This is a genomic window from Cellulomonas citrea (assembly GCF_009829685.1).
In the GTDB taxonomy this organism is placed as follows: Bacteria; Actinomycetota; Actinomycetes; order Actinomycetales; family Cellulomonadaceae; genus Cellulomonas; species Cellulomonas citrea.
The window spans coordinates 1-5,414 of record NZ_VWSD01000177.1 but is presented as its reverse complement, the minus strand read 5'-3'; the positions used below and the strand labels follow the sequence as shown (position 1 = coordinate 5,414).

General features: G+C 73.2%; 3 protein-coding genes. 2 read left to right on the top strand and 1 reads right to left on the bottom strand.

The window, feature by feature from the left end; genetic code table 11:
• Window positions 1-560 (bottom strand): NYN domain-containing protein (locus tag F2B26_RS14280; RefSeq protein WP_159810499.1); only part of this gene is annotated, 560 nt, incomplete at its 3' end.
• A 215-nt stretch (window positions 561-775) separates the two neighbouring features.
• Here F2B26_RS14280 and F2B26_RS14275 point away from each other — a divergent pair.
• A complete protein-coding gene (locus F2B26_RS14275; protein ID WP_235929690.1) occupies window positions 776-1,858 on the top strand; it encodes a fatty acid desaturase family protein in 1,083 nt (360 codons plus the stop codon).
• Between the two features lie 180 nt (window positions 1,859-2,038).
• Window positions 2,039-5,414, top strand: a 3,376-nt coding sequence (locus tag F2B26_RS14270) for a putative Ig domain-containing protein (RefSeq protein ID WP_159810497.1), incomplete at its 3' end; no start/stop codon positions are given.

Sequence of the window (5,414 nt, the reverse complement as noted above, 5' to 3'; positions counted from 1 at the left end):
GGGACGACGGGTGCGGCGACGACGGGCAGCGTGACCAGCTCGACGAGCTCGTCCGCGGTGACCACCTGGTCGGCGACGGCCCGGTAGGCGCTCGCGGCCGGGCCGGCGGTGACGATCGTGACGCGGCGGTCGGCGGCCCGGGCGCGCAGTGCGAGCGGGGTGAAGTCGGCGTCGGCCGAGACGATGACGAACTCGTCGTACCGGGTGGGGGCGGCCAGCGCGTCGACGGCGTCGAGCACGAGGTTGATGTCGGCGCTGGACTTGCCCTGCTGGGTGAGGGACGGGCAGTCGATGACGCTGAAGCCGGCGCGCGTGAAGTTGGGCCGGAACTGGGAGAAGGCCGAGGGGTTGAGGTAGCAGGCGCGCACCAGGAAGCGGCGGGAGATCTCGCCGTCCTCGTCCTCACCGAGCTCGAGCCCGGCGAGCCAGTGCCCGGGGGAGCTGGCGAACGCCTCCGCCGCGACCGGGTCGAGGCGCTGCAGGCCGATGTACACGTTGTCGAAGTCGACGAACAGGGCACAGCGCAGCCGTCGGACGGTCTGGTCGGAGTCGGTGGTCACCGTTGCATCCTCCCTTGTCGGCGAGGTGCCTGCGACGTCACCGGCCCGGTGCGGGTGGTCAGGCGGCCCGCTGACGCCTCTGGGGGTGCGCGGCGGCGCCGGTCACCGCCACCCCAGGACTTTGGTCCCAGCGAGCGCGTACTGTGGAGGGATCCGCACGCGAGCCCAGGCTCACCCCGGCTGGGAAGTCGACCCCCGAGGCGAGGAACGCGCGCATGACGGTCCCGATGACCCCCACCCCCGCGGTCGCACCGCGTCCGGCCGCGATGGCCCGCTCGTACACCGCGCTGTCGGCGGCCGTGCGCGAGGCCGGGCTGCTGCACCGCACGGTCGGGTTCTACCTGCGGCTGCTCGTCTGGCTGGGGCTCGCGCTGGCCGGGCTGGTCACCGCGTTCGTGCTGCTCGGACACTCGTGGTGGCAGCTCGTGGTCGCCGCGCTGCTCGGCGTGCTGCTCACCCAGGTGGCGTTCGTCGCGCACGAGGCCTCGCACCGCCAGGTGTTCACCTCGGGCCGGGCCAACGACCGGCTCGGCCGCATCCTGGCCAACGGCGTCGTCGGCATCAGCCACACGTGGTGGATGTCCAAGCACAGCCGCCACCACGCCAACCCGAACCAGATCGGCCGCGACCCCGACATCGACAAGGACACGATCTCCTTCGTCGAGGAGGACGCCGTGCAGGCCCGCGGGCCGCTCAAGGCGCTCACCAAGGTGCAGGGCTACGCCTTCTTCCCGCTGCTCACGCTCGAGGGGCTCAACCTGCACCAGCGGTCGATCAGGTCGCTGTGGTCGGCTCCGCGTGGGCGCACCCGCACGCTCGAGCTGTCGATGCTGGCGGCCCGGCTCGTCGCCTACGTCGTCGCGGTGGTGTGGGTGCTGCCGCCGGGCATGGCGGCGGCGTTCCTGGGCGTGCAGCTCGCGGTGTTCGGCGTCTACATGGGTGCCTCGTTCGCGCCCAACCACAAGGGCATGCCGATCGTGGACGGGCACGCCAAGCTCGACTTCCTGTCCAAGCAGGTGCTCACCAGCCGCAACATCCGCGGCGGGATCGCGATGCGGTTCGCCATGGGCGGGCTCAACCACCAGATCGAGCACCACCTGTTCCCGTCCATGCCGCGTCCGCACCTGGCGCGCGCCCGGGCCATCGTGCGGGAGCACTGCGCGGCCCTCGGTGTGCCGTACACCGAGACCGGGCTCGTCGAGTCGTACCGGATCGTCGTGCGCTACCTCAACCGGGTGGGGCTGGCCGCCCGCGACCCGTTCGTCTGCCCCATGGTGCGGATCCACCGACCGGTCTGAGGGCCGGCCGCACCGTCGCGGGGCCGGGTGCCAGGGGCTCGAGCCGCCCCGAGGGCCGCCAGCGCCCGGTGTGACCTCGTCGCCGCACTGTCGTCTCAGATCCGCGTCCCAGCGACCGATGGGCGGCCGAGAGAGCCCTCGTCCGCCAGGCCGGGGCTGCACCGGGAAGCGAAGGACGAGATGAGACACCGCCACCACCCGGCCCACCGGGCCGGCCGTCGCGCGCCGCGGCTCGCGGCAGCGCTCGTCGGGGCCCTCGCCCTGACGCCCCTGCTCACGACGGTCGCCGGACCAGCCTCGGCCGTCCAGGAGCTCACCGTGACGGGCACGTCACGCACGGGCGCCGCAGCCGGGACGGCCACCGCGCTCACGGGGCTTGCCGTCACCGGCGGGACGTCGGTGTCCGCGACCCTGTCGACCTCGGTGGGCACGCTCACGTTCCACGACACCACGAGCGCGACCCTGGCCTACGGCAACAGCTGGTCGGGCGACTCAGCCGTCACGGTGACGGGCACTCCCGCCCAGGTCGACGCCGCCCTGGGCGCGGTCGACCTGGTGCTCCCCGCCGGCACCAGCGGGCAGCACGCCGCGATCACGCTCTCCGCGTACGAGGCGTCGCAGGGCGCGGAGCCGGTCGTCTACTCGCCGACCAACGGCCACTACTACCAGTTCTTCCCGAACTCGCCCACGCCGACGAGCTACCTGAGCTGGTCCCAGGCGCGCGCAGCGGCGGCCACCTCGACGTTCGCCGGGCAGAACGGCTACCTCGCGACCATCCCGAACGACGACGTCAACCAGCTCATCACGAGCAAGATCCCGGGCGCGGAGAACGTCTGGATCGGCGCTCGCTCGATCGACGACCCGGACGACACGAACGGCGATGGCATCTACCGGACCTGGGTGTGGGTCGACGGGCCGCTGGCGAACAAGTCGTTCACCTTGTGCAACACCTGGGAAGGTGACGCCAGCTGCGGGTTCGTGGCCGGTGCAGACCTGTCCTACCAGCACTGGAAGGGTCCGCAGGAGTGCATGGACCCGATCACGTGGGATGCCTACCCCTGCTGGTTCGAGCCCAACAACTCCCAGGGCAGCGAGAACGTCGCCGTCACCAACTGGGGCGGCTACGACGGGTTCTGGAACGACCTGCCGGACTCGGCGAGCGCCCAGGCGAGCGGCTACGTCGTCGAGTACGGCGACCAGGCCACCGGCGGGAGCTTCACGATCCCGAGCTCCACGGTGTCCCTGGCGATCTTCGACGTGCCGTCCGCACCGCAGACCGTGACCGCGCAGGCCGGCGACGCGCAGGCGACGGTCTCGTTCACCGCACCCAGCAGCGACGGCGGTTCGGCGGTCGTCGACTACGTCGTCACCTCCTCCGGCGGGCAGAGCGCCACCTGCGCCTCCAGCCCGTGCGTCGTGACCGGGCTGACGAACGGCACCGGCTACACGTTCACCGTGGTGGCCCGCAACGTCGCCGGCTCGTCGCCCGCCTCGGACGCCTCGGCCACCGTGACCCCGCAGTTCTCGCCCGCCCCGCCGACGGCCGTGAGCGGCACGCTCCCCACCCTGGTCACGGGCACCGAGATGTCGACGACGACGCTCACCGCCGACGGCTACCCGGCCCCGACCTTCTCGGTGACAGCCGGGTCGCTGCCGGCCGGGCTGAGCCTGGACGCGAGCACCGGGCAGATCACCGGCACCCCGACGGCCGCCGGCGCGTACAGCGTCACGATCACTGCGAGCAACGCGCACGGGTCGGCCGTCACGCACCTGAGCGGTACGGTCCTGACGCCGACGACCCAGGTCAGCGGCACGATGCCCGTCCTGCGCACCGGCACCGCCGCCTCCGTGTCGTTGACCGCCGACGGTGACCCGGTCCCGACCTTCGCGGTCTCCGCGGGGTCGTTGCCGGCCGGGCTGAGCCTGGACACGAGCACCGGGCAGATCACCGGCACCCCGACGGCCGCGGGGCCGTACTCCTTCTCGGTCACGGCCACCAACACCTACGGGCACGACACGGCCGCGTTCGTCGGCTCGGTGCAGGCCGCCACGACCTCGCTCACCGGCACCATCCCGGCAGCCACGGTCGGCACGCCCCTGTCCACCACCCTGACCGCCGACGGCTACCCGACCCCGACGTTCTCGGTGACGGCCGGCGCGCTCCCGGCCGGGCTGTCGCTCGACGCCGTCACCGGCGTCATCTCCGGCACCCCGACCGCCGCGGGTCCGTACGACGTCACCGTCACGGCCACCAACACCGACGCCACCCATGCGAGCGTGCACCTCACGGGTGCCGTCTCCGCGGCGACGACCACCGCCTCGGGCACCATGCCGGACGCGGTCGCCGGCACCGCGCTGAGCATGACGGTGACAGCCGACGGCTACCCGGCCCCGACGTTCGCCGTGACCAGCGGCGCGCTCCCGGCCGGGCTCAGCCTGGACGGTGCGACGGGTGTCGTCTCCGGCACCCCGACGACGGCCGGCGGCTACAGCTTCACCGTGACGGCGACCAACGTCGACGGCAGCTCGGCGCAGGTGTCGTTCACCGGCACCGTGGACCTGGCCGCGCCCGGCGCCCCCACGGGGGTCACGGCGACGCCCGGCGACGGTGCGGCGACGGTGACGTTCACCCCGCCGACCTTCACCGGGGGTGCGCCGGTCGACGGCTACCAGGTGTCGACCGACGGCGGCCAGACGTGGACGACGGTGACGACGACCGCCTCCGGCTCGACGCGCACCGCCACCGTCACGGGGCTGACCAACGGCCAGACCTACTCGGTCAAGGTGCGGGCGTTCAACGAGGCCGGCGGAGGGGCTGCCTCGTCGGCCGTCTCGACCCGGCCCATCGCCCCGCCGCCGGCGGCGGTGGCCGCGCCGACCGTGGTCAACGGGACGTCGTCGGCGACGATCTCCTGGGTCGCCTCGACCGCGCCCGGCGTGACGGGGTACACCGTGACCGCCCACCCGGGTGACGCCACGTGCACCACGTCGTCGGCCACCGCAACCTCGTGCATCGTCGGTGCCGCTGCCGGGACCAGCACCACCTACACGGTCGTCGTGCACAGCATCTGGGGCGACTCGCCGGCCTCGGCACCGTCGCAGCCGGTGGCGGCCGTGGCGCCGGAGATCCCGTCGGCTCCGCCGGCCGACGCCTCCGTCGTCCTCACGACCACGCAGGGTGTGCTGAGCCAGGTGGCCCCGGCCCAGCAGATCACGGTGGTGGGCTCCGGGTTCGCGCCGTACTCGACCGCACGGGTGGTCGTCTACTCCACCCCGGTGCTGCTGGCCGAGGTGCTGGTCGGTGCCGACGGGACGTTCTCCGCCCCGGTCACGCTGCCGAACGGTCTGGAGGCCGGTGCGCACACCCTCGTGGCGTACGGGGTGGACCCGCAGGGTGCGGAGCACACGTTGTCCATGCCCGTCACCTACGCGGCGGACGCCCCGACCGGTGCGGCCAGCCTCGCCGCGACCGGTGCGGACGTGCTGCCGCTGCTGGTGCTGGGCCTCGCGTGCCTGGTGCTCGGGGTCGGCGCACTGCGGCTGCGGTCGCGGCGCG

Bases quoted from the DNA above. Each gene is read 5' to 3' on its own strand.
- F2B26_RS14275 (WP_235929690.1), top strand. From the start codon at position 776: ATGACGGTCCCGATGACCCCCACCCCCGCGGTCGCACCGCGTCCGGCC.